The organism is Peteryoungia ipomoeae (assembly GCF_004912165.1).
GTDB lineage: Bacteria > Pseudomonadota > Alphaproteobacteria > Rhizobiales > Rhizobiaceae > Allorhizobium > Allorhizobium ipomoeae.
In genome coordinates this window covers 1,126,437-1,147,733 of sequence record NZ_STGV01000001.1, presented here as the reverse complement: position 1 = coordinate 1,147,733, position 21,297 = coordinate 1,126,437, and the positions used below count along the sequence as shown (strand labels likewise).

The 21,297-nt window shown below is 61.3% G+C and carries 17 protein-coding genes; 6 read left to right on the top strand and 11 right to left on the bottom strand.

Translation table 11 applies throughout. The features are described 5' to 3' along the window. Positions 1 to 624: an NUDIX domain-containing protein gene (locus FAA97_RS05565; protein ID WP_136597488.1), complete on the top strand. Its 624-nt coding sequence runs from the start codon at positions 1 to 3 to the stop codon at positions 622 to 624. Here the strand turns inward: FAA97_RS05565 and FAA97_RS05560 are convergent. The 4 genes from FAA97_RS05560 to purM form a co-directional block, all read right to left on the bottom strand. Continuing rightward, positions 600 to 2,453 carry an ABC transporter ATP-binding protein gene (locus FAA97_RS05560; RefSeq protein WP_136597487.1) on the bottom strand — a complete coding sequence of 618 codons (1,854 nt, stop codon included), beginning with the start codon at positions 2,451 to 2,453 and terminating at the stop codon, positions 600 to 602. The genes FAA97_RS05565 and FAA97_RS05560 overlap by 25 nt on opposite strands. Before the next feature lie 149 nt (positions 2,454 to 2,602). Continuing rightward, positions 2,603 to 3,553, bottom strand: a complete 951-nt coding sequence (locus FAA97_RS05555) for an omptin family outer membrane protease (protein WP_136597486.1) — start codon at positions 3,551 to 3,553, stop codon at positions 2,603 to 2,605. Between the two features lie 97 nt (positions 3,554 to 3,650). Beyond that, positions 3,651 to 4,307, bottom strand: coding sequence for a phosphoribosylglycinamide formyltransferase (gene purN / locus FAA97_RS05550; RefSeq protein ID WP_136597485.1), 657 nt, complete (start codon positions 4,305 to 4,307; stop codon positions 3,651 to 3,653). Continuing rightward, the gene (purM, locus tag FAA97_RS05545; protein ID WP_136597484.1) at positions 4,304 to 5,377 is read right to left on the bottom strand and encodes a phosphoribosylformylglycinamidine cyclo-ligase; all 1,074 of its coding nucleotides are present in this window, start codon (positions 5,375 to 5,377) and stop codon (positions 4,304 to 4,306) included. Before purM ends, purN begins: the two co-directional genes overlap by 4 nt. Before the next feature lie 239 nt (positions 5,378 to 5,616). Here purM and FAA97_RS05540 point away from each other — a divergent pair, with 239 nt between their 5' ends. The 4 genes from FAA97_RS05540 (at position 5,617) to ppx (ending at position 11,262) form a co-directional block, all read left to right on the top strand. Further along, entirely contained in the window at positions 5,617 to 6,762 is a 1,146-nt protein-coding gene (locus tag FAA97_RS05540; protein ID WP_136597483.1) for an AI-2E family transporter, read from the top strand. Continuing rightward, complete coding sequence (gene hdaA / locus FAA97_RS05535) at positions 6,763 to 7,476, top strand: DnaA regulatory inactivator HdaA (protein ID WP_136597482.1); 714 nt, start codon at positions 6,763 to 6,765, stop codon at positions 7,474 to 7,476. It begins immediately after the preceding gene. Between the two features lie 62 nt (positions 7,477 to 7,538). Beyond that, a complete protein-coding gene (locus FAA97_RS05530; protein WP_136597481.1) occupies positions 7,539 to 9,731 on the top strand; it encodes an RNA degradosome polyphosphate kinase in 2,193 nt (730 codons plus the stop codon). Between the two features lie 10 nt (positions 9,732 to 9,741). Next, the gene (ppx, locus tag FAA97_RS05525) at positions 9,742 to 11,262 is read left to right on the top strand and encodes an exopolyphosphatase (protein ID WP_136597480.1); all 1,521 of its coding nucleotides are present in this window, start codon (positions 9,742 to 9,744) and stop codon (positions 11,260 to 11,262) included. 63 nt (positions 11,263 to 11,325) lie between these two features. Here the strand turns inward: ppx and FAA97_RS05520 are convergent, their stop codons facing one another. The 7 genes from FAA97_RS05520 to FAA97_RS05490 all read right to left on the bottom strand — a co-directional run bounded on the left by FAA97_RS05520 (position 11,326) and on the right by FAA97_RS05490 (position 19,159). Continuing rightward, on the bottom strand, positions 11,326 to 12,684 hold the full coding sequence (locus tag FAA97_RS05520; RefSeq protein ID WP_206109954.1) for an esterase-like activity of phytase family protein: 1,359 nt from the start codon (positions 12,682 to 12,684) through the stop codon (positions 11,326 to 11,328). A 112-nt stretch (positions 12,685 to 12,796) separates the two neighbouring features. Next, on the bottom strand, positions 12,797 to 13,765 hold the full coding sequence (locus tag FAA97_RS05515) for a small ribosomal subunit Rsm22 family protein (protein WP_136597479.1): 969 nt from the start codon (positions 13,763 to 13,765) through the stop codon (positions 12,797 to 12,799). An 8-nt stretch (positions 13,766 to 13,773) separates the two neighbouring features. Beyond that, entirely contained in the window at positions 13,774 to 14,256 is a 483-nt protein-coding gene (locus tag FAA97_RS05510) for a GNAT family N-acetyltransferase (protein WP_136597478.1), read from the bottom strand. Positions 14,257 to 14,259: 3 nt separating this feature from the next. Beyond that, a complete protein-coding gene (gene rnd / locus FAA97_RS05505; RefSeq protein WP_136597477.1) occupies positions 14,260 to 15,405 on the bottom strand; it encodes a ribonuclease D in 1,146 nt (381 codons plus the stop codon). A gap of 115 nt (positions 15,406 to 15,520) precedes the next feature. Continuing rightward, positions 15,521 to 16,408 carry an MBL fold metallo-hydrolase gene (locus tag FAA97_RS05500; RefSeq protein ID WP_136597476.1) on the bottom strand — a complete coding sequence of 296 codons (888 nt, stop codon included), beginning with the start codon at positions 16,406 to 16,408 and terminating at the stop codon, positions 15,521 to 15,523. Position 16,409: 1 nt separating this feature from the next. Then, the gene (locus tag FAA97_RS05495) at positions 16,410 to 17,795 is read right to left on the bottom strand and encodes a multicopper oxidase family protein (protein ID WP_425467397.1); all 1,386 of its coding nucleotides are present in this window, start codon (positions 17,793 to 17,795) and stop codon (positions 16,410 to 16,412) included. Between the two features lie 125 nt (positions 17,796 to 17,920). After that, complete coding sequence (locus FAA97_RS05490) at positions 17,921 to 19,159, bottom strand: MFS transporter (RefSeq protein WP_136597474.1); 1,239 nt, start codon at positions 19,157 to 19,159, stop codon at positions 17,921 to 17,923. 288 nt (positions 19,160 to 19,447) lie between these two features. Here FAA97_RS05490 and aspS point away from each other — a divergent pair, with 288 nt between their 5' ends. Continuing rightward, entirely contained in the window at positions 19,448 to 21,238 is a 1,791-nt protein-coding gene (gene aspS / locus FAA97_RS05485; protein WP_136597473.1) for an aspartate--tRNA ligase, read from the top strand. Positions 21,239 to 21,297: the final 59 nt, after the last annotated feature.

The window sequence follows — 21,297 nt, the reverse complement described above, 5'->3', positions numbered from 1 at the left end:
ATGAGCATTTTCGACAAGGCCCGGATTGCGATCCTGGAAGACAAGACGCTGTTCAAGGGCTGGAGCCACCTGCGCGGCATTACCTTCGATTTGTTCCGCGAGGGCAGGGCGCCGCACCGCTTGTCTTGGGAGGTCTTTGACCGCCGCGAGGCCGCCGCCATCCTCCTGCACAATGTCGAGCGCGATACCGTCACGCTCGTGCGCCAGCTGCGCATTCCCGCCTATCTGATGGGCGATCATCCCTATCTGCTGGAAACACCCGCCGGCTTCATCGATGAGGGTGAGACGGCCATGCAGGCCGTCATCCGCGAGGCGATGGAGGAGACCGGCTACAAGATTGCCAAGGCGACCCCAGCATTTGCCGCCTATATGTCGCCAGGCTCCGTCACCGAAAAGCTCCACGGCTTCTACGCCAAGATCACCGATGCTGACCGCGTGGAGGCAGGCGGCGGACTGGAAGAGGAAAAGGAAGACCTCGAAGTTGTCGAGATCGCCTTCTCAGAAGCGCTGGAAATGGTCGAGACGGGCAAGATCGTCGACGCGAAAACCATCATGCTCCTGCAATGGGCGGCCCTGCGCCGCGCACGCGACGACACCCGTCAGCCATCCGTCGAGGCGATGTAGCCGCCGGTCTGCAGTGCCCACAGGCGGCTGTAGAGCCCGTCGGACTGCAAGAGGTCGTCCGGTCGTCCCTGCTCGACGATTCGTCCTTTGTCCAGCACAACGATCCGGTCCATTCTTGCGATGGTGGACAGACGGTGGGCAATGGCGATCACGGTCTTGCCCTCCATCAGCATGTCGAGTTTCTCCTGGATCGTCGCCTCCGCATCGCTGTCGAGCGCCGAAGTCGCTTCATCGAGTACCAGGATCGGCGCATCTTTCAACAGGACACGGGCGATGGCCACGCGCTGGCGCTGACCGCCGGAGAGCCGCACGCCGCGGTCGCCGACAAATGCCTCAAGTCCCGTCCGCCCCTCGCCATCCTTGAGGTCGGCGATGAAATCGGCGGCGCTGGCACCCTGGATGGCGGCGGTGACCTCGGCCTGTCTGGCGTCGGGTCGGCCATAGAGAATGTTGTCCCCGATCGACCGATGCAGGAGCGAGACGTCTTGCGTGATATAGCCGACCTTCTGCCGCAGGCTGGCCTGCGTGACTTTGGCGATATCCTGCCCGTCGATCAGGATCCGCCCGCTCTTGAGGTCGAACAACCTCAGCAAGAGGCTGACCAGCGTGGTCTTGCCCGCGCCCGAAAGGCCGACAAGCCCGACCTTTTCGCCCGGGCGGACATGCAGCGAAAGGCGCTGGTAGATCGGCGTTTCCTCGCGATAGCCGAAGGCCACTTCCTCGAAGCGAATGTCTCCCTGGGTGACGGCGAGGGGAGCCGCGTGGTCGACGTCGACCACCTTCGGTGCGTTGGTCATGACCGGCATTGCGTCGCGGATCGTGCCCACCGCTTCGAAGATCTGCTGGCCCATACTCAGAAAGCCGCGTGAATTGGCGGACAGCCGCTGGGTGAGCGTGATGGCCGCCACGAACTCGCCGATCGAGACGAAGCCTGCGACCATGCCCCAGACACTGATGGCGAAGATCGACAGGAAGAGCAGGACGTTGAGGATGATGACAGCCATGTCCGACAGGATGCCGACACGACGCTCGATGAATTGCGCCTGCATCGATCTGTCGATCGCTTTGCGCAGAGTGCCGGCTTCGCTGTCCTCGGCGGCGAAGAGTTTGACGGTCTGGATGTTGCTGTAAAGGTCGGTCATCGCCCCGACTAGACGGCTGCGCGCCTTGGCGGACTTGCGCGCCGTGTCCGAGAAATGCGGAATTGCGCGATAGGCGACGACCGCATTGCCGGCAATCCAAACCACGACTGGAATGGCAAGCGGCCAAGATAGCGCCACCATCAAGGCCAGCGACCCGACCATCTGCACGATGAAGTTCGGCAGGATCCAGATCCCGACTGCGAGTTGCTGCTTCACTGAAGAGGCCACCTGCGCGATGCGGGTCGACACCTGACCCGCGAATAGATCATGGAAGAAGGCCAGGTCCTGCCGCTCCACCGCCTTGTGCCCATGCCACTGGATCAGCGAGGGCAGGGCGACGCTCAGCACATGCGAGCCGAGTGCGTTGCACAGGAAGCTCATGAGTGGCGTTAGGGGAAAGAATAACAGCAGGAAGAAGACGAGCGCGATCTGATGCTCGCGCAGATACGAAGCCGCGCCATCCGCCGACACCCCATCGACCAGATGCGAGACCCCCCAGATGACGGCGAGATTGGCGAGTTCGATCGCCGCACTCAGCACGAGAATGGTGACAAGCGGCCATGGCGCGTAGCGAGCGAAATGATAAAGCAGTCGGAACGGGCCGCCGTCGGGCAAGGGCTGGAAGGGGATCTCCAGAGGCCGCAACAAGCCTTCGAACGGTCGAAACAGGCGATTGGAAAATGACATCTGAAACACTGCGCTGCGAGGACAAAGAGCCAGAAGCAAAGGCAACCCGCAACCAATAGACCATGAGTCTGTGGCATCAGAAAGTTGTCGCGTCGCAGGCATCGCAATCGGCGGCGGGTTGTCCGCCGCCGCAGGGGCAGGGAGCGGAACTAGAAACTGCCCTTCACGCCGACGGACAAGGCGATCGATTGGAAGTCGCCCTTGCCGGCATCATCGAATTCGGCGGTCGCGCCTGTATTGGTGTCGCGTACAGTCGAATCGCCGCGAGCCGTGAAAACCTTCTGGAAGTCGCCGGAAACATAAAGCGATGTATTGGCCAGCAATTGGTAGTCGGCCGTCACCGTCGCGCCGACCATCGGGGCAAACAGAATATCGTCGGTGAAGCGCAAATCGCGCATCCAGTGGTCGTCTATGCCCTTGAAACCGACACTGGCGCCCCCGCGCGCCGTGCCCGACAGGGTGAAGCGACCCAGGCTCTGCTCGGCATTGGCCGAAAGGAAGAGGGTCGGGATGCGCTGTTCGTAGGAGATGCCTTTTTCGCCATCGGCAAAATTGCCGACCGTGTCGTGAAGGCTGAAGGTGGAGTAGATATAGCTGCCGCCACGCGCGGTCCATTTCACATCGGTGAAACCAATGCCGCCACCCAGCGCCACACGCGAGCTGCCTGTATTGATGAGGGAACGGTCCGCCTCGATCAGGAGGTTGATGTAGCGATCGAGACCGGTATCCGGATGGATCGATTGATGTGTCCAGTCGTCGATGCTCGGGAGAAGCCAGTCGCGGTCGACCATATGGCCATTGCCGCCAAGGCCAACGTCAAGCCGGCCCTTCAGGCGCCACTTGTAGCCAAGCTCGAGTTCAGCGCCGATCGTGCCCGTCTTGACGCCTTTGCTCTCCCAGTCGAGCTGGCTGACCTTGTAGTCGCCTTGATAGACATATTCACCGGCCTTGATATTGGCCAATCCGACACCGGCAAAGAAACGGACAGGCGATGCCTCCGCCTGATTTTGCCCGTAGAATGCGTCCTGAGCCGATGTCGGTGGGGCAATAAGCAAAGCAACCCAAAGGCTGCCGGGAAGAGAATTTCTGATGAAAGACATGAGCGTAACCGTTTGTGGCAATGAGCCTTACGGTTGCATGCTTATGGTTAAGAGATTGCTAGCGCAGTGGGGATTGAGGTGACCGTCGTGGAGCGTGTCAGCCGCTGATGAGAGTCGCTGCGGCATCCGTTTCGGAAGCGCGGCGCACGATTGCGCCATCTGCACCCATGTATACCAGGCCTGAGGCCGCCAGTTTCAGCGCCAGGATATAGGTCTTGTGCTCGACCGTGAGGACGCGTGCCGCGAGGGTCTCTGCGGTGTCATCGATCAGGATCGGCACCACGGATTGCGCGATGACGGGGCCTTCATCCATGCCTTCGGTCACGAAATGCACGGTGCAGCCGGCAACCTTCATCCCGGCCTCGATCGCGCGCTGATGGGTGTGAAGACCCGGAAACAGCGGCAGGAGTGACGGGTGGATGTTGAGGATGCGACCTTCATAGGGACGGATGAAATCTGCCGAGAGCAGGCGCATATAGCCGGCGAGACAGATCAGGTCGGGGCCGATCTCGGCAAGCGCCGCGAGAATTGCCGCTTCGTGCTCGGCTTTTGATCCATAGGCCTTGCGCTCGAAGACATGCGTCGGAATGCCGAGCGCCTCCGCCTTGGCCAGCCCGCCGGCTTCCGGCTTGTCGGAGAAGACGGCGACGATTTCTGCCGGGTAGTCGGCCGCTTCACAGGCCTTGGCGAGCGCCAGCATATTGGAGCCGCCGCCGGAGATGAAGGCGACGACGCGTTTGCGGCTCACGCTCATAGGGCGAGCGTGCCCTTGTAGGTCACGCCTTGGGCGCCGTCTTCACGGGCAATCATGCGGCCGAGACGCGCAACGGTTTCACCCTCGGCTTCCAGCGCCTTGGTGACTTCGTCAACCTTGTCGGCGGAAACAACGACGATCATGCCGATGCCGCAATTGAACGTGCGCAACATTTCGTTCTGGGCCACGCCGCCGGTCTTGGCCAGCCACGAAAACACGGCCGGAACCTTGAAGGAGGAGAGATCGATTTCGGCGGCGAGATGCTTCGGCAGCACGCGCGGAATGTTTTCCGGGAAGCCACCGCCGGTGATGTGGGCGAGCGCCTTGAGCGACTTGGTTTCCTTGATCGCCTTCAAAAGCGGCTTCACATAGATACGGGTAGGCGTCAGCAGGGCGGCACCCAGCGACTGGCCTTCGGCGAAGGGGGCGGGCGCATCCCAGGCGAGGCCGGAGATCTCGACAATCTTGCGCACCAGCGAGAAACCGTTGGAATGTACGCCCGACGAGGAAAGCCCGAGGATCACGTCGCCTTCAGCGATGTCACCGGCCGGAAGCAGTTCGCCGCGTTCGGCAGCCCCCACGGCAAAGCCGGCGAGGTCGTAGTCACCCTTGGAATACATGCCCGGCATTTCGGCGGTCTCGCCGCCGATCAGCGCGCAGCCCGCCTCGCGGCAGCCGGCGGCAATGCCCTGCACGATCGCCGCGCCCTGATCCGGATCCAGCTTTCCAGTGGCAAAGTAGTCGAGGAAGAGCAGGGGTTCGGCACCCTGAACGACCAGATCGTTGACGCACATGGCGACGAGATCGATGCCGACGGTGTCATGGATATTGGCGTCGATGGCGATCTTCAGCTTTGTGCCGACGCCGTCATTGGCGGCAACCAGGATCGGGTCCTTGAAGCCGGCGGCCTTCAAGTCGAAGAGCCCGCCGAAGCCGCCGATTTCGCCGTCAGCACCCGGACGGCGCGTCGACTTCACGGCCGGCTTGATCTTCTCGACCATCAGGTTGCCGGCATCGATGTCCACGCCCGCATCGCTATAGGTCAACCCGTTCTTGCCAGCCTGGCTCATGCCTGCCTCCGATCTTATGAGAGTTTGGGCTGGCCATTGCATGAAGAGGCCGGATATGCAAGCGGCGAGCCATGTTCCCCACGCTATTTCGCGGCCTCGCAGCAAAGGGATCTGTCGAATATGCGCTTCCTTGAACCGAATTCTTGACCTTTGCTTCGCGCCTATCCTATCTCCTAGGAGAAAAGTGCTGCGCTGCAACGCAAGTGACGGGATCGCAGCTGTAAACAACGGAGACGGACATGGCCCGCTACATCAGTGCAATCGGTCTTCGGCGGCAGGCGCTGTTCTGGGTCGGCTTTCTCGCGCTGTTCGTTCTGTTCCTGATGGTGTTCAGTTCTGTTCTCTTACCCTTCATCGCCGGCATGGCGCTCGCCTATTTCCTCGATCCTGTTGCAGATCGGCTGGAGCGGTTGGGTTTGAGCCGGCTGATGGCAACGATCGTCATCCTCGTGTCCTTTGTCATCGTCTTTGTCTTGTCGCTGATGATCATCATTCCGCTGCTCGCCAGCCAGCTGAATGATTTCATCGCCAAGGTGCCGGAATATGTGACGCAGTTGCAGACCTTCATCTCCACCTCGAATGCCTCCTGGCTGCCGGATTGGGTCGATGGCCAGATGGAGACGATCCGGCAGAATTTTTCGCGTTATCTGAGCGAGGGTGTTGGCTTCATCGGCACCCTGCTCGGACAGATCTGGAATTCGGGCAAGGCGCTTCTGGATATCGTCTCGCTCTTGGTGGTGACGCCTGTCGTTGCCTTCTACCTGCTTCTCGACTGGGACCGCATGATCGCCAAGGTCGACAGCTGGGTGCCGCGCGGCCAGCTCGGCACGGTCCGGCGTCTTGCCGGAGAACTCGACAGCACGATCGCGGGCTTCGTGCGCGGCCAGGGATCGCTGTGCCTCATCCTCGGTATCTTCTACGCCGTCGGCCTTTCCCTTGCGGGCCTGAACTTCGGCCTGCTGATCGGCTTCTTCACCGGCATGATCAGCTTCATCCCCTATGTCGGCTCGACGGTTGGTCTGCTTCTTTCGCTTGGCGTGGCACTGGTGCAATTCTGGCCGGATTTCGTCTGGATCGGCGTCATTGCCGGCATCTTCTTCCTCGGCCAGTTCATCGAAGGCAACATCCTGCAGCCGAAGCTGGTCGGAAAGAGCGTCGGCCTGCATCCCGTCTGGCTGATGTTCGCCCTCTTTGCCTTCGGCGCGCTCTTCGGGTTTGTCGGCGTTCTGGTGGCGGTGCCGGCTGCGGCGGCAATCGGCGTGCTTGTGCGCTTCGCCCTGTCACGGTATCTTGAAAGCGATCTCTATTACGGCGCAGCACTGGATGTCGCCTTGACGGAAACCCCGCTTGCGGGGGAGATCGCATCTCAACCCAACGAGAGATAGATGTCAGAGATCAAGAGCTTTGCCGGGCGGCACAAAGCCGCCGAACAAATTCCGCTCGAATTTGACCATGGCGCGGCGCGTGGACGAGATGACCTTCTGGAATCCGAGCGCCTTGCCTCCGCCGTCTCGCTTGTGGATGCATGGCCATGCTGGCCCTCGCCAGTTGTCATCCTCACGGGGCCGCCCGGGTCAGGAAAATCGCATCTGGCGCAGATCTACCGCGACCATGCGGGCGCGCAGGATATTGTCCCCCAGCCTGGCAAGGGGGCTTCCGAACGTGCTGCTTTAGGTCCGGTGCTGATTGAAGATGCGGATCGGGCAGGCTTTGATGAGGTCGAACTCTTTCACGTCATCAATGCCGTTCGCCAGCACGGAACGACGCTGCTGATCACGTCCCGAACATTTCCACCATCGTGGAAGGTGACGCTTCCTGATCTCGCCTCGCGCTTGAAGGCTGCGACAGTCGTCGAGATCGGTGCGCCTGACGAAGTGCTCCTGGGTCAGTTGATCACGAAACTCTTTGCCGACCGACAGCTTTACATCGATGACAAAATCGTCAGCTATATCGTTCAGCGCATGGAGCGCTCCTTTGCTGCAGCACAGGCAGTCGTTGATCGCTTGGACAAGCTTGCACTGTCGCGCCGTATGAAAATCAGCCGCAGTCTGGCTGCGGAAGTGCTGGAAGCGATGGAAGCCGCTCCAGTCGGGGACTGAGTGTCACAGATCTGTCGTGGATCTGTTATATTCGGCGCAGACAGTGAAGGGCGGGGAGAAACATGGACGGTATATCGACGACGGCGGACAATGCGGTGGCGGCACAGGCAACGCCCGCTGAAGACATGCTTGCGAGCCCCAGCCGGTTCATCAACCGCGAATTCTCCTGGCTGCAATTCAATCGCCGAGTCCTCGAGGAAACGCTGAACACGGCACATCCGCTCCTCGAGCGTGTTCGTTTCCTGTCGATCTCCGCTGCCAATCTCGACGAATTCTTCATGGTCCGTGTGGCCGGCCTCGAAGGTCAGGTGCGGCAGGGAATCGTGATCAAGAGCCCGGATGGCAAGACACCGGCCGAACAGCTGGATGACATCCTGAAGGAAATCGACAACCTGCAGATGGAGCAGCAGGCATCCCTCGCCGTCCTGCAGCAGTACCTGGCCCAGGAAGAGATCCTCATCGTTCGCCCGGCGGCTTTGTCCGGTGAAGATCGCGACTGGCTGGAAACGACCTTCGAGGAATCGATCTTTCCGGTCCTCACTCCGCTTTCGATCGATCCGGCGCATCCCTTTCCCTTTATCCCCAACCTTGGCTTCTCGATGGGCCTGCAGCTCTCCTCGAGCCGGACCGGCGAGCCGATGACGGCGCTGCTGCGCCTGCCAACGACGCTCGATCGCTTCATCCGCCTTCCCGACGATGCGCAGACGATCCGCTACATTACGCTTGAAGATATGGTCGGCCTGTTCATCAACCGGCTCTATCCCGGCTATCAGGTCAAGGGTTTCGGCACGTTCCGCATCATTCGCGACAGCGATATCGAGGTCGAGGAAGAGGCTGAAGATCTGGTACGCTTCTTCGAAACGGCGCTGAAACGCCGCAGACGAGGTTCGGTGATCCGCATCGAGGTCGACAGCGAAATGCCGCTGCCGCTGCGCCAGTTCGTCGTGCATGAACTGGGCGTGCCCGACAATCGCGTCGCGGTGCTGCCGGGCCTTCTGGCGCTCAACACGATCTCCGAGATCTGCAAGGCGCCGCGCGACGATCTCCGTTTCGAGCAGTATAATGCCCGCTTTCCCGAGCGGGTGCGCGAGCATGCCGGCGATTGCCTGGCGGCCATCCGCGAAAAGGACATGGTGGTCCATCACCCCTACGAGAGCTTTGACGTCGTCGTGCAGTTCCTGTTGCAAGCAGCGCGCGATCCCGACGTTCTCGCCATCAAGCAGACGCTGTATCGCACATCGAACGATAGCCCTATCGTGCGCGCCCTGATCGATGCGGCTGAGGCCGGCAAGTCGGTGACGGCACTCGTCGAGCTGAAAGCCCGCTTCGACGAGGAAGCCAATATTCGCTGGGCGCGCGACCTCGAACGCGCCGGTGTGCAGGTCGTCTTCGGCTTCATCGAACTCAAGACGCACGCCAAGATGTCCATGGTGGTGCGCCGCGAAGACGGCAAGCTTCGGACCTATTGCCACCTCGGGACCGGCAACTATCACCCGGTGACGGCGAAGATCTACACGGACCTTTCCTTCTTCACCTGCAATCCGAAGATCGCCCATGACATGGCCAATGTCTTCAACTTCATCACCGGCTATGGCGAGCCGGAGGAGAGCATGAAGCTGGCTGTTTCGCCGTATACGCTGCGCCCGCGTATCCTCAAGCATATCCGCGAAGAGATCGAACACGCAAAGGCAGGCCGCCCGGCCAACATCTGGATGAAGATGAATTCGCTCGTCGATCCCGAGATCATCGACGCGCTTTATGAAGCGAGCGGCGCAGGCGTCGAAATCGACCTCGTCGTCCGCGGCATCTGCTGCCTGCGGCCGCGCGTACCGGGTCTCTCGGACAATATCCGGGTGAAATCCATCATCGGTCGCTTTCTCGAGCACAGCCGCATTTTCTGCTTTGGCAACGGCCATCGGCTGCCCTCGGAAAAGGCACTCGTCTATATCGGATCTGCCGACATGATGCCGCGCAATCTCGACCGCCGTGTCGAGACCCTTGTGCCCTTGATCAACCCGACGGTGCACGAACAGGTTCTCTCACAGATCATGCTGGGCAACTTGATTGACAATCAGCAGAGCTACGAGATATTGGCCGACGGCACCTCTCGCCGCATGGAAGTGCGGCCTGGAGAGGAACCTTTCAACGCGCAGCACTATTTCATGACCAACCCAAGTCTGTCCGGTCGTGGGGAAGCTTTGAAGTCCAGTGCACCGAAGCTTATTGCCGGCCTGATATCCGGAAGAAACAGATAACTGGTACCTGATGACAAGATCCGAAGCCCAGGGGCGCCTGCCAGGCCTGGCCCCTGTTGCCGTTGTCGATATCGGCTCGAACTCCATCCGCCTCGTGATCTACGAGGGGTTGTCCCGCGCCCCCGCCGTTCTCTTCAATGAAAAGGTTCTCTGCGGCCTTGGAAAGGGCGTGGCAACGACGGGTCGCATGAATGAGGAGGGGGTGGAGCGCGCCCTTGCTTCTCTCCGGCGCTTCCGGGCCCTGTCTGATCAGGCTCAAGCCAACCGCATGTATGTGCTGGCGACAGCCGCCGCCCGCGAGGCCTCAAACGGACCCGATTTCGTCGCTCGTGCCGAGCAGATCCTCGGTCACGAGATCCTCGTGCTCACCGGCGAGGAAGAGGCACGCTACTCGGCCCTCGGCATCATCAGCGGTTTTCATAACCCCGACGGCATCGCCGGCGATCTGGGTGGCGGCTCGCTCGAGCTCATCGACATCAAGGGCAAGGACTACGGCAAAGGCATCACCATGCCATTGGGCGGAATCCGTCTTTCAGAAAGCGCCGAGGGCGCCTTGCCGAAGGCCATGGCGCTGGCAAAGAGGCTGGTCGGTAGCGCCGAGCTTCTGGCTGACGGCCGGGGCCGGACCTTCTACGCCGTGGGCGGTACCTGGCGAAACATCGCCAAGCTGCACATGGAAATGCGCAAGTACCCGCTGCACATGATGCAGGGTTACGAACTCCCCTATGACGAGATCGCCTTCTTCCTCGACGAGATCATCTCAGGGGCCAATGCCCGTGATCCGGCCTGGTCGTCCATTTCGAAGAACCGCCGCGCGCTCATCCCCTACGGCGCAATCGCGCTGCGCGAGGTGATCGAGGCCATGCAGCCGAAAAGCGTCTGCTTCTCGGCCCAGGGCGTACGCGAAGGCTATCTCTATTCTCTCCTGCTCGAAGAAGAGCAAGCCTTGGATCCGCTTCTGGAAACCGCCGATGAGCTGGCCATCCTGCGTGCCCGCTCGCCGGAACATGCCCGCGAATTGGCCTCCTGGACCGGCCGGATGATACCCTTCTTCGACATTGTCGAGACGGAGGAAGAGAGCAGATACCGACAGGCTGCCTGCCTTCTGGCCGATATCAGCTGGCGCGCTCACCCCGATTATCGCGGTCTGCAGGCCTTGAACCTGATCGCCCATTCCTCGCTGGTCGGTATCACCCATCCCGGCCGCGCATTCATCGCGCTGACCAACTACTACCGCTTTGAGGGCTTGCACGACGATGGCCAGACCGGGCCGCTGGCGACCATCGCCACCGAGCGCCTGCTCGACCGCGCCAAGCTCGTCGGTGGTCTCTTGCGGGTGGTCTATCTCTTTTCGGCGTCTATGCCGGGCATCGTCAACAACCTGACATTCCGGCGTTCCGACGCTCCAGACCTCGACCTCGAATTCGTCGTCCCGCACGACTACGCCGATTTCGCCGGCGAGCGGCTGGATGGTCGCCTGACACAGTTGGCAAAACTCACCGGCAAGCGGCTGGCATTTGTGTTTGAATAAGTCGGCACGGTCCAAAGAGGAAAGAGAGCGGGTCTAGCCCGCTCTCGCCTTGTTCGAGGAAGATCACTTCGCAGCGAGGAAATCGCCCACTTCGAGCAGCACGAACTCGTTGTCATCTGCCTTGTCCAGCGCGCGGCCGGCTGAGAAGGGCAGGTTGTTGTCGTTGCCGACAACGATGTGCGTGGCGTCGACCACATCGACATTCTCGATGGTGACGAAAGGCATGTCGTAGAATCCTTCGTCGCCGCCCTGGCGCTTCTTGTTGTCGGGATCTTCGATCTTCATGAGGTCGATATAGCCGATCTTGCGGACGGCCTTGCCGGCCATTTCATCCGTCATCTCGATCTTGTAGATGCGCTTGTGCTTGGCCGGAACGGCAAAGCAGTCGGCTGCCGGGGCCTTCGGGTCGGCGCAGGCCTTGTCCGCCACACCCGCACCATTGTCACGCTCGATGACCAGCGCAGTCGTCTCGTCGATCATGTTGAAATCGCCGATCGCCTCGCCACCTTCCGAGAGCGGATAGAGCCAGGTCTTTCCCGTCCAGGACTTGGAGGCTGTGTCGAGCTCGATGATGCGAAGCGCAGTCAGCGTCTCCGCCTTCTCAACGGAACCGTCTTCGAGATAGAGCGGGCCTTCCAGCAGGGCGTAAAGCTTGGAGCCATCCTTCGACATGGCCAGACCCTCATAGCCGCCGGAGCGCTTGAGGTTGAAGGCCGGCATCTTGGCGGTGGGATTGGCCGGCACCACGAGCGTCGGATTGTCGGGCGACTTGACGTCGACTTCGCCGGACTTGGTGGCGATCACGTCGGTGAGCTTGCCCTCCTTTGTGAACTTCAACAGGTAGGGGCCAAACTCTTCGCCAACCCAGAAGCCATCGGCAACCGGCTGGATCGACTCAACGTCGAAGTCCGCGCCCGTCAGATAGCGCTGCTCGGACCCTTCCATGACAATCGGGAAGGGCGCCTTCTTGTCCGGATCGGAGAGGAATACGGTCTCGATTGGCTCAACCTTGCCGCCGTCCCAATCAAACTTGATGTGGTGCAGCATCAGCATCGAGTCCGAAGAGTTGCTCTTCGAGCCGAAGCCATTGTCCGACAGGCTCCAATATGTGCCGTCGCCCATGGCCTTGATGCCGGAAAAGCCCTGCATTGCCTGGCCGTCGAACGGCATCGAAAGACCGGTCTCGCGCAGACCGTCCTTGCCGGGAACCACCTTAAGACCTTCGGCGCGCTTGCGATCGGCTGTGGTGAACTTGCCTGAGGTTTTCAGATGCTGAGGCGCATCCGCAGGGGCGGCAATGATGGTGTTGGCCGGCAGGATGGCGTGCGAGACGAGCTTTGCGGCAAACTGCTTGTCGTCGGCGAGCGCAGCACCGGTGGAAAGGAGAGAAAGAATGAGGGAGGAGGAAATCAAACGCATCATCGGGTTTACCCTGTCTATGGGAGGAACCCGCTGGCGTTTAAGCACGCTTCATGTCGGAGCGATTGCCGTTTGGTGAAGTTTCGGTAACAGCAACAGGTTTAGACCTGTGCGCTCAGTCGGTCGTCAATCGGTCGCCCCAGTCGGCACGCCGCAGCGCTTTGAAGGCAGCGCCATCCCGTTTGCTGAGCACGATCTCGGTAGCTGATCCATCCTCCCGGCAAAGCTTGACGCGTCCGACACCGCCATTCACGCGGGGCGGTGCCAGAACGCGCTCTCCGGTGACATCAACGGGGAAGCGTGACGCGGCGATGAAGATGTATTTCTCATCCTCCCACGGCACCTCTGCCCCTTTCGCCATGCGGTGCACCCTCGACCGCGCAACGCGTCTTGAGAAATGACACCAGTCCGGTGCCGCGATGGGACAGTCCCTTGAATGCATGCAGGGTGCCACGAGATGCGCGCCAAGCGTACGCAGCGTTTCCCGCACAGCAAGAATACGCTGCCAGCCGGCCGGCGTTCCCGGCTCGATGATGACAAGCACGCCTTTGGTCAGGCTCCATAGTTTTTCCGTGACAGCGCCAATCGTTGCCGGCGGCAACTCGTCCAGCACATAGGCAAGCGTGACGAGATCGGCAGGGGCAAGGGAAGGTATCTTGGCCGTGACATCGCCGGCCTGCCAATGGCTCTTCACCTGACCGGCGGCGGCGAGCTTTTCGCCGACACTGCGGATCGCACCACTCGCTTCCACCATCTCGGCAGATGTCAGGCTGCCCCAGGTGTCAGACGCCGCCCAGAGTGCCGTACCCGGTCCGCAGCCAAGATCAATCAGGCTCTGTGGTTGAAACGCCGGGACCATGTCCTCGACCATGGTAAGTGCTGCTCGGGCCGCCGCGAAGGTCGCGGGCAGGCGGGTCGCGAGATAGGCCTTGGCGGCGAGCGCATCGTCGATGTGAAAACGACCGTCCCGCACTTCGCGGCGATAGCGATCGGAAAGGATGGCGCTTGCCTTGGACAGTCTCTCAAGCGGTTCGCCGGCGAGCATCTGATCGACGGCGGTCCGGAGCGGGGCTGGAAGTTCCATCGTGATCCTCAGGCGCGCCGCGCCGCCCATTCGGGGCGCAGGATGGAAAGATTGATAAGGTTGAAGCGCGTTCCATCGGCGCGCACGCCCGCTTGCCGATCCACGCCCTCGTGCTGAAAGCCGAACTTGGCATAGAGCCTCGCCGCTGCCTCATTGCCTTCGACATGATGAAGCCACAGGCGATGGGTCGAGGTTTGCACAAAGACATGATCCAACACCTGCGGCAGCAGGGCGCTTCCATGTCCGATCGATGGTTCCGTCACCATGAAACGGCGCAGGCAAAGATTGCCGTCGCGGTTGCCCAGCCCGCAGAGGAGCGCAAGGCCCATGCCTTCATGCAGAAGGTAGAGCCAATCCGGGTTACCAAGGTGGGCACGATGTTCGGCATCCTCGAACTGCCCCACTGTCTTTCGATAGCCCGGCTTGCGCTCGGTCGCCATGATGAACGGGATATCGGCCTCCGTGGCGCGGCGCAGGGCAAGCGCCGACACGGATCAGAACTCCACCGCTTCGACGCGCTTGTCGATGAAACGCAGGCCGACGCCGCCGGAGATCAGCTTCAGCGCGAGATCGCCGAACAGTTCCTTGCGCCAGCCCTGAAGGGCCGCCACCTGGGCCGCTTCGCCTTCGGCCGCGATCTTTTCCAGGTCTTCGCTGTTGGCGATCACCTTTGCGGCAACGCCATGCTTTTCCGAGGTGAGGCGCAGCAGGACTTTCAGAAGCTCGACTGCCGACTGCGTGCCCTCGGGCGCGTGGGTGTGGCGCTGCAGATGCGGCATTTCCGACTTCGGCAGTGCCAGGGCGGTGTTGACCTGTTCGACGATCGCGGCTCCCGAAGAGGAGCGCTCCCAGCCCTTCGGCACGGTGCGCAGGCGGCCAAGCGCCTCGGTATCCTTCGGCTGCTGCTGGGCGATCTCGTAGATCGCATCGTCTTTCAGAACGCGCGAGCGCGGCACGTTGCGGGAGCGGGCCTCGCGCTCGCGCCAGGCGGCGACATGCTGCATGACGGCAAGCTCGGTCGGCTTGCGCAGCCGCATCTTCAAGCGCTGCCAGGCCTGATCGGGATGCAGATCATAGGTGTCGCGCGATTCGAGAACCGCCATCTCCTCGGTCAGCCATTCCGCGCGGCCTTCGGCCTCGAGCTGGCCCTTCAGCTTCAGATAAACATCGCGCAGATGGGTGACGTCCGCCAGAGCGTAGTCGAGCTGCTTTTCAGACAAGGGACGACGGCTCCAGTCGGTGAAGCGCGAGGTTTTGTCGATATGCACGTTCTTCACCTTCTGCACGAGCTGGTCATAGGAGACCGAGTCGCCAAAGCCGCAAACCATCGCCGCAACCTGTGTGTCGAAGATCGGATGCGGGATCAGATTGCCGAGATGGAAGATGATTTCGATGTCCTGACGGGCAGCGTGGAAGACCTTCGTCACTGCCGAATTCGCCATCAACTCGAAGAAGGGCGCCAAGTCGATTCCCTTGGCCATGGGGTCGACAATGTATTCGTGCTCCGGGCTCGCCATCTGAATCAGACAGAGTTCCGGCCAGAAGGTCGTTTCGCGGAGAAATTCCGTGTCGATCGTGATGAAGTCGGATTGGGCGAGAAGACGGCAGGCCTCCTCAAGCGCGGCGGTGGTATCGATCATTTCTACTCAGTCATCGAAAAACTACGATCAACCTTAGTTTCCCTTCTCGACATCGATGTCAATATGAACGGTAGCATTGTAGGCGGTCGGAAGGACTTAACATCAGGCAATTCCCTTATTCGTCGGGTTCGGCGCCCCGAAGCACGGCAATATTCTGGCGGTGTACCGCCTCATAGGGCGTAAAATAGGTGATCGCGCCCGAGGCAAGGTCGGCGGCAACGAATTGCTTGAGGCTTTCCGCATCAAGTGTGGGATCATCGAGGCGGGAAAGAAGGCGGCTCAGATAATCGCGCGTGGCGTCAATCAGCGACGGACCGTAACCGCCCGCCGCGATCACCGTCTCGGCGCCGTGATTGGGAAGGATGCGCTGAATGGGCAGGGACGCCAAACGCCGGAGTTCGGCGATGTGGTTTGCGGTGCCGGCAGGCTCGGAAATGAAGGTGACAGTATCCTCCACCGTATCGCCGGCCAAAAGCACGCCGAGCTCTGGCAGGAAAAGCACGGTCGCGTCGGCACTGTGAATGTCAAACTGCATCAGGTGCACTTCGATCTCCCCGACCGTCAGGCGCATCTCGCCCTCGAACACCTCCGTCGGCATGACCACGGGGTTGATCGGCGGATCCTTGGCGCAAAGCACGGCCCGCTTCTGGATCAGCGTGTCGCGGGTCAGGCGGTTGGAAAGGATAGGGCAGTCCATGAAACCGATATTGCCGGCCACGTGATCGGTGTGCCAGTGGCTGAGCACGACACGAATGCTGCTGACGCCGAGGCGCGAGAGGTGCGCACGGATCGCGCGGGCGTGGTCGAAGGAAATATGCGTGTCGTAAACCAGCGCGTCGGTGCCGGAGACGATGGCAAAGCTTGCAATGCCGAGCTCGTAGGCACCGTCGTCGAGCCAGTTGGGCTTGTCGGAATGCAGGCGCTTCCCCTCGATCCTCCCGTCATAATAGGCAAACACGCCGGGATACGGCTCATGGATGCGCAGGGTGTCCGCAAGGCACATCTCAGCTCACCCGGAAATAGCCGGTCATGCCGGTCTTCTGGTGTTCGATGACGTGGCAATGGAAAACCCAGTCACCCGGATTGTCGGCCACCAGGGCGAGTTGAACCTTTTCATCCGGCAGGACGAGATAGGTGTCGGATACCAGCGGCTGGACCGCGCGCTTGTTCGAGGCGATCGCCTTGAAATTCATGCCGTGCAGGTGGATCGGATGGGCATGCGGCGTGACGTTTTCGAGATTGAGGAGATAGGTCTTGCCAAGTTTCAGCTCCGCGATCGGTGCGGTCGGGTCCGGCGTGTCACCGGGATAAGGGATCTTGTTGATCGCCCAGAAAGAATAGCCGATCGAGCCGCAGATCGAATCGCGCGCTGCATTCTCGGCCGTTGCGCTGAGCAGCAGCGGAATTTCGGTGGCGCTTGAGAGGTCGGCCTCGACACCGGCGTTTTCGGCCAATGGTCCGAGATCGCCAAGACTGCGCTTGAGCGAGGAGCCGACGGCGCGGAGCCGTGCGACGACTTTCGGCGTCGAAGGCCTGATGTCCTCCAGCACCATCTCCATCCCTTCGGCATCCGCAACGCGAACCGCAAGATCGAGCCGTTGGCCGGGCGCCACGACCGCCATGTCGAGCGCCATGCGCTGCGGCACCGGATGTCCGTCGAAGGCGATGATCTCAGCCTGCGCGCCAGAAAGACGCAAATTGTAGAGCCGCGTCACATCGGCCGCCAGGATGCGCAGGCGAACCAGCCCACCGGCCGGCACGTCGTAGCGCGGCTCGCGCTGCCAGTTGGCGGTGCGCAGCGTGCCGAAGGTGCCGGTCTTGGCTGCATCGCGTGGCTTGAACTGCTCAATGAACTGCCCGTCGCCGCCAAGACGGAAATCGCGCAGATTGAGCACCACCTCGCCGTCGAACGTCGGATCGCGCGCGTCTTCCACCACCAGAACGCCGGCGAGACCTTGGCCCATCTGCGTCAGCGTGTTGCAATGCGGGTGATACCAGAAGGTCCCGGCATCCGGCGGCGCGAAGGCATAGTCGTAAGTGTCGCCTGGATAGACATAGGGCTGCGTCACGAAGGGCACGCCGTCCTGGCTGTTTGGCAGGCGGATGCCATGCCAGTGCAAGGTGGTTGGCTCGTCGAGGCGGTTAAGGAGCCGCGCTGCGAAGGGCTCTCCACGCCGCGCCCTGAGCACTGGCGGCTGCGGATCACCTGATGCCTGCCCGGAAAACGCATATCGCATCACGCCGCGGGTCTGCTGTTTGCCGTCGAGCATAACAGCGTCCGTGAAGGCGTTAATCTCGATTGGTTCTGGTGCAGCACGCGCTTGGTTGAGCCGCGGCATCACCGCAAGGCCGGCGCCGTAGGCCCCAACCACGGCGGCGGACTTCAACATTGTGCGTCTTGTGAAAAGGGTCACGATCGAAAACTCTCGCTGGTCACCCTGTTCTTAAAGTTGAGATTGCCGATCAGCAATAGCCCGGTTCTGTACTTCCGGCATCATTCCTGACAAACCGCATTTCAGCCGCCATCTTTTTCGCTCGGAGGAGTCGCGAGCTTGCTGAAGAAGGTCGAGGTGCGCAGCAGGCTGCGAAACCGCATGCGTCTGCTCTCCGCCGGCACGGCGTCGCGCAGGAAGATGCGGGCAATGGTGTAGGCAGCGAAAAAGACGAAGACGACGACGACATAGGAGAAAAGCGCGTGCGGCCCGAAGGCGTCCATCAGGAAGGAGGCAATCAATGGGCCGATAACGGCACCGACGGACCAGAAGAACAGGGTGCCTGCGGACACCAGGGCATGCTGGCCGGGTGCTGCGTGATCATTGGCATGGGCCGAGCATAGGGAATAGAGCGGTAAGGCGAAGGCGCCGAAGAGGAAAATGCCGATGAAATTGGCGAGCTGGCTATCGCCTGCGAAGAAGGCGAGAAAGCCTGCGGCGACCGTGGCGCCAAGCGTGGCAAACAGCATCACGAAGCGCCGGTCGAGCTTGTCGGAGTAGTGACCGAGTGGATATTGCAGCACGATGCCGGCGAAGATGCCGATGCTCATGAAGGTGGCGATCGAGGTCACGGACATGCCGATCCCATCCGAATAGATGGGGCCGAGCGAGCGGAAGCTGGAATTGCTGAGCCCGATGACGATGCATCCGACCGTCGCGAGCGGCGAGACGGACCAGAGCACCCGGATATCGAATTTGACCTCCTTGGGCGGCTCGGGGCTTGTCTTGTCGGCAAAGGAGATCGGCACCAGCGAAAGCGACAGCGCCATGGCGATGATGGCAAACAGGTCAAAGCCGCTCACGCCGAATAGCGGGATCATGTACTGCGCCGCCGTCACCGAGCCGAGATCGACGAAGCGGTAGACGGAAAGCGTGCGCGCCCGCGTGGCGTTGGTGACCCGGGCGTTGAGCCAGCTTTCGACAACAGCGAACAGACCGGCGAAGCAGATCCCCTGCACGAGCCGCATCAGGAACCAGGAGAGAGGATCGATCAACAGCACCATCATGATCGAAGCTGCCGATGCGATGGCCGCAAGCGCCGAGAAGGTCCGGATATGGCCGATCGCCCGCATGATCTTGGTCACGTAGACGCAGCCGATGACGAAGCCGATGAAATAGCCGGTGCCGACAAGCCCGATGACGGAGGTGCTGAAGCCTTCCTCGATGCCGCGCAGCGAGATGAAGGTTCCCTGAAGGCCATTGCCGCCAATCAGGATGCCGGCGGTCAGCAGAAGAGGAATGAGCGGGCGGATAGTGTGCATCGGGGTTGCTTCTGGCAAAAGGCGGTCGCAGGCTGTTGGTCACGACCCGTCGTCAGCGGACATTAGGTTGGTTGCCCGGTAGACAACAGTGAAAGCATTGAATGGGCGCATCACGGGAAATGATGGGCAAAGACCGGCGAGGGCGCACTGATGCGACCGCACCGTCCACGATTTCGCCTTCAGCCTTGACAAATCAGGCGGGCCATGCGCTTTTCCGCCCGATTTTCTATGGCCGTCCGCTGCTCCTAGAAGCGCCTTTCCGGCTGTCATTTATCGGGATACCTGACCATGCATCGTTACCGCAGCCACACCTGTGCCGCTCTTCGCAAGTCCGACGTCGGATCGACCGTCCGCCTGTCCGGCTGGGTCCATCGCGTCCGTGACCATGGCGGCGTTCTGTTCATCGACCTTCGCGACCATTACGGCATCACCCAGGTCGTGGCCGATCCGGACAGCCCGGCCTTCAAGCTGGCCGAAACCGTGCGCGGCGAATGGGTCATCCGCATCGATGGCCTCGTCAAGGCGCGTACGGAAGACACCGTCAACAAGACGATGGCAACCGGCGAAATCGAACTCTACGCGCAGGAGATCGAAGTTCTTGGCGCTGCCAAGGAACTGCCGCTGCCGGTCTTCGGCGAGCCGGACTATCCGGAAGACGTGCGCCTGAAGTATCGCTTCCTCGACCTGCGTCGCGAAACCCTGCACAAGAACATCGTCAAGCGCACGCAGATCGTCTCGGCCATGCGCAAGGGCATGGGCGATGCCGGCTTTGCCGAATACACCACGCCGATCCTGACCGCTTCCTCGCCGGAAGGCGCTCGCGACTTCCTGGTTCCCTCGCGTATCCATGAAGGCCAGTTCTTCGCGCTGCCCCAGGCGCCGCAGCAGTACAAGCAGCTGTTGATGGTTGCCGGTTTCGACCGCTACTTCCAGATCGCGCCGTGCTTCCGTGACGAAGACCCGCGCGCCGACCGCCTGCCGGGCGAATTCTACCAGCTCGACGTCGAGATGAGCTTCGTCACCCAGGAAGACGTCTGGCAGACAATGGAACCGATGATGACGTCGGTTTTCGAGCAGTTCGCCGAAGGCAAGCCGGTCACCAAGGTCTGGCCGCGCATTCCCTATGATGAAGCGATCCGCAAATATGGCTCCGACAAGCCGGACCTGCGCAACCCGATCGTCATGGAAGGTGTCACCGACCACTTCCGCGATTCGGGCTTCAAGGTCTTCGCCGGCATGATCGCCTCCAACCCGAAGGTCGAGATCTGGGCGATCCCGGCCAAGACGGGTGGCTCCCGCGCATTCTGCGACCGCATGAATGCCTGGGCGCAAGGGCAGGGCCAGCCGGGTCTCGGCTACATCTTCTGGAAGGAAGAGGACGGCAAGATCGCCGGTTCCGGTCCGCTCGCCAAGAACATCGGCGAAGAGCGCACGGAAGCGATCCGCCAGCAGCTCGGCCTCGAAGCCGGCGATGCCTGCTTCTTCGTGGCAGGCGAGCCGTCGAAGTTCTACAAGTTTGCCGGCGAAGCCCGCACCCGCGCCGGCGAGGAACTGAACCTCGTCGACCGCGACCGCTTCGAAATGTGCTGGATCGTCGACTTCCCGTTCTACGAATGGAGCGAGGAAGAAAAGAAGATCGATTTCGCCCACAACCCCTTCTCGATGCCGCAGGGCGGCATGGAAGCGCTTGAGAGCCAGGATCCGCTGACGCTGAAGGCCTACCAGTATGACGCGGTCTGTAACGGCTTCGAAATCGCTTCGGGCTCGATCCGTAACCAGTCGCCGGAACTGATGGTCAAGGCCTTCGAAAAGGTGGGCTTGAGCCAGCAGGACGTGGAAGAGCGCTTCGGCGGTCTCTACCGTGCCTTCCAGTATGGTGCGCCCCCGCACGGCGGTTGCGCCTTCGGCGTCGACCGCGTCGTCATGCTGCTCGTCGGTGCGAAGAACCTGCGCGAAATCTCGATCTTCCCGATGAACCAGCAGGCCCAGGATTTGCTGATGGGCGCGCCTTCGCCGGCTACGCCGACCCAGTTGCGCGAGCTTGCGCTGCGCGTCGTGCCGCAGCCCAAGAAGGACTGATTGCGTTTCCCACCATCAGGGTGAACAAATTCCAGGCGCCGCGGTTTCCGCGGCGCTTT

Excerpts from the sequence above, each read along its gene's own strand:
- hdaA (WP_136597482.1), top strand. The coding sequence starts at position 6,763 with ATGTCAGAGATCAAGAGCTTTGCCGGGCGGCACAAAGCCGCCGAACAA.
- FAA97_RS05515 (WP_136597479.1), bottom strand. The coding sequence starts at position 13,765 with ATGGAACTTCCAGCCCCGCTCCGGACCGCCGTCGATCAGATGCTCGCC.
- FAA97_RS05495 (WP_425467397.1), bottom strand. The coding sequence starts at position 17,795 with ATGTTGAAGTCCGCCGCCGTGGTTGGGGCCTACGGCGCCGGCCTTGCG.
- aspS (WP_136597473.1), top strand. The coding sequence starts at position 19,448 with ATGCATCGTTACCGCAGCCACACCTGTGCCGCTCTTCGCAAGTCCGAC.
- FAA97_RS05560 (WP_136597487.1), bottom strand. The coding sequence starts at position 2,453 with ATGTCATTTTCCAATCGCCTGTTTCGACCGTTCGAAGGCTTGTTGCGG.
- rnd (WP_136597477.1), bottom strand. The coding sequence starts at position 15,405 with ATGATCGATACCACCGCCGCGCTTGAGGAGGCCTGCCGTCTTCTCGCC.
- purM (WP_136597484.1), bottom strand. The coding sequence starts at position 5,377 with ATGAGCCAGGCTGGCAAGAACGGGTTGACCTATAGCGATGCGGGCGTG.
- FAA97_RS05490 (WP_136597474.1), bottom strand. The coding sequence starts at position 19,159 with ATGCACACTATCCGCCCGCTCATTCCTCTTCTGCTGACCGCCGGCATC.
- FAA97_RS05520 (WP_206109954.1), bottom strand. The coding sequence starts at position 12,684 with ATGATGCGTTTGATTTCCTCCTCCCTCATTCTTTCTCTCCTTTCCACC.
- ppx (WP_136597480.1), top strand. The coding sequence starts at position 9,742 with ATGACAAGATCCGAAGCCCAGGGGCGCCTGCCAGGCCTGGCCCCTGTT.
- FAA97_RS05565 (WP_136597488.1), top strand. The coding sequence starts at position 1 with ATGAGCATTTTCGACAAGGCCCGGATTGCGATCCTGGAAGACAAGACG.
- FAA97_RS05500 (WP_136597476.1), bottom strand. The coding sequence starts at position 16,408 with ATGTGCCTTGCGGACACCCTGCGCATCCATGAGCCGTATCCCGGCGTG.
- FAA97_RS05530 (WP_136597481.1), top strand. The coding sequence starts at position 7,539 with ATGGACGGTATATCGACGACGGCGGACAATGCGGTGGCGGCACAGGCA.
- FAA97_RS05555 (WP_136597486.1), bottom strand. The coding sequence starts at position 3,553 with ATGTCTTTCATCAGAAATTCTCTTCCCGGCAGCCTTTGGGTTGCTTTG.
- purN (WP_136597485.1), bottom strand. The coding sequence starts at position 4,307 with ATGAGCGTGAGCCGCAAACGCGTCGTCGCCTTCATCTCCGGCGGCGGC.
- FAA97_RS05540 (WP_136597483.1), top strand. The coding sequence starts at position 5,617 with ATGGCCCGCTACATCAGTGCAATCGGTCTTCGGCGGCAGGCGCTGTTC.